General features: G+C 78.8%; 2 protein-coding genes. Both read right to left on the bottom strand.

The annotated features are described in order from the left end of the window. Positions 1–91 precede the first annotated feature (91 nt). Complete coding sequence (locus tag NWP10_RS11650) at positions 92–907, bottom strand: dihydrofolate reductase family protein (RefSeq protein WP_258301011.1); 816 nt, start codon at positions 905–907, stop codon at positions 92–94. Then, positions 904–1,902 carry a dihydropteroate synthase gene (folP, locus tag NWP10_RS11645; protein WP_258301010.1) on the bottom strand — a complete coding sequence of 333 codons (999 nt, stop codon included), beginning with the start codon at positions 1,900–1,902 and terminating at the stop codon, positions 904–906. The genes NWP10_RS11650 and folP overlap by 4 nt, the downstream gene beginning before the upstream one ends. Positions 1,903–2,200: the final 298 nt, after the last annotated feature.

Genomic DNA, 2,200 nt, shown 5'->3' with positions numbered 1-2,200 from the left:
GCGGCCCGGTAGGCGCGGCGCACGGCCGCGTCGTCGGCGTCGCGGTCCACGCCGAGGACCTCGTAGGCCGTGCGGTGCTCGTCTGCGGCGCTCATCGACCCGTGCCCGCCCGTCCGTCGAGCCCGGGCGCGTCGGCCAGCAGGGCCGCGTGGCGCTCGTGGAGCAGGCGCAGGTAGAGGTCCCCGTCCTGGGTGAGCACGTGGTGGGGGAGCATCCGCGCCGGCAGCCCGATCCCCTCCACGGCGGGGATGAGGCGCGGCCCCGCCCCGCCGGCCAGCAGGGAGGACAGGGTGAGGATCAGCTCGTCCACGGCGCCGGCGGCGGCGAGGGCGCCGAACAGGGTCGGCCCGCCCTCGCAGTGGACGACGCGCACGCCGCGGCCGGCCAGGAGCGCCAGCAGCTCCCGCGGCTCGACGTCCCGGACGCCGGCGGTCAGCACGTCGGCGACCTCCGCCAGCGCCGCGGCGCGCTCCGGCCGGGCCGCGACGGCCCGCTCGGAGGCGATCACCCACGGGCGCCCGGGGGCGGCGCGGAAGAACTCGCCGTCCGGGTCCAGGTCCAGCGAGCCGGTCACGACGGCCACGGCCGGGTGCTCCGGCAGGCCCCGGGCGGCGCGGCGGGCCCGGGCGGCGGCGTCCACGAGGGGGCCGGCGTAGCCCTCGGCGCGCACGGTGCCGGCGCCCACGAGGATCACGTCCGCGTCCGTGCGGGCGAGCGCGAACTGCCGTCGGTCCGCCGGCGAGCCGAGCGTGCCCGAGCGGCCGTCCAGGGCGGTGGCCCCGTCCAGGGAGGACACGAACACGGCGCGCACCCACGGCCCCGGGGCGTCCTGGGGGGAGGGGGCGCGGCGCAGGGCGAGCAGGTCCTCGTCCGAGAGCTCCGGGCCGGCGGTGGCCAGGCGCCTCACCGCGTCCCTCCGGCCCGGACGCGGCCGGCACGGTGCTCGGCCAGGGAGGTGCGGTCCGGGGCGGGGTTGGCCTCGCCCATGTTGTGCACCAGGCGGGCGGGCTCGCGCCAGCCGAACACGCACTCGAGCAGGCGGGCGGCGGAGACGGACGCGGCGGCGTCGTGCATGCGCAGGATCCGGGCGCCGCCGTGCACGCAGGCCACGGCGGCGGCGAGCGAGCCGGCGAGGCGCTCATGGCGGTGCTGGTCCAGGCTCTCGCCGATGAAGTCCTTGTTGGACACGGCGGCCAGGACGGGGAGCCCGAGCGCGGCGATCTCGTCCAGCCGCCGCGTGATCTCGAGCGTGTGCAGGGTGTTCTTGTTCAGGTCGTGCCCCGGGTCCACGATGATCCGCTCCTCGGGGACGCCCAGGGCGACGGCCCGCTCCACGGTGCGCAGCAGGTGCTCGCGAACCTCCGCGACGACGTCGCCGTACCGGGGCTGCGGCACCACCGCCCGGGGGCCGTGGACGTGCGCCAGCGAGTGGGTGACCACGAGGTGGGCCTGCGAGGCGGCCACCACGCGGCCCAGGTCCGCGTGGACGAGGCCGGAGGTGTCGTTGACGACGTCGGCGCCCGCCGCGATGGCCGCCTCGGCGACGGCGGGCTCGAACGTGTCCGCGGAGAGGATCAGCCCGGCCACGGCCTCGGAGCGCTCGGCGGCCTCCCCGCGCAGGGCCGCGATGAGCGGCACCACCCGCCGGGCCTCCTCGCCGGGGTCCAGGGCGGGGCCGGGCGCGAACGGGACCCCGCCCACGTCCACCCACTCCGCGCCGGCCTCGGCGGCCGCCCGGGCCTGGTCCACGGCGGCCTCGAGGGCGAACGCCGCGCCGTCGTCGTAGAAGGAGTCCGGGGTGCGGTTCACCACGGCCATCGTCAGGATGCGACGGCGGAAGTCCACCTCGCGGCGGGCGAAGCGGCGGACGGGGTGGCGCAGGGCGAGCTCGGTCAGGGCCATGGCGACATTCTGGCGCATCGGACGGACCCGGGATCGCCGCACCCCTGGGCAGGCGGGCGGCACAGGAGCACCGTCCCGCATCGTGCGCACCGCCGAGGCCGGGCGGGCCCGCGCGGGCGGGCCCGCGCGGGCGGCTCGTACACTGGTCCGATGCCCTCCGCCGCGACCCCGCGCCCCCTCGTGGAGCGCGTGCACCTGGACCACGCCGCCACCACGGCGGTGCGTCCGAGCGCGCTCGCGGCCCTGGCCGAGGCGGCCGCGCTGCCCGGCAACCCGGCCTCGCTGCACGCCTCCGGGC

This window comes from Micrococcus sp. HG099 (genome assembly GCF_024723355.1).
GTDB lineage: Bacteria > Actinomycetota > Actinomycetes > Actinomycetales > Micrococcaceae > Micrococcus > Micrococcus endophyticus.
This window is presented reverse-complemented; position numbering and strand designations above follow the sequence as displayed.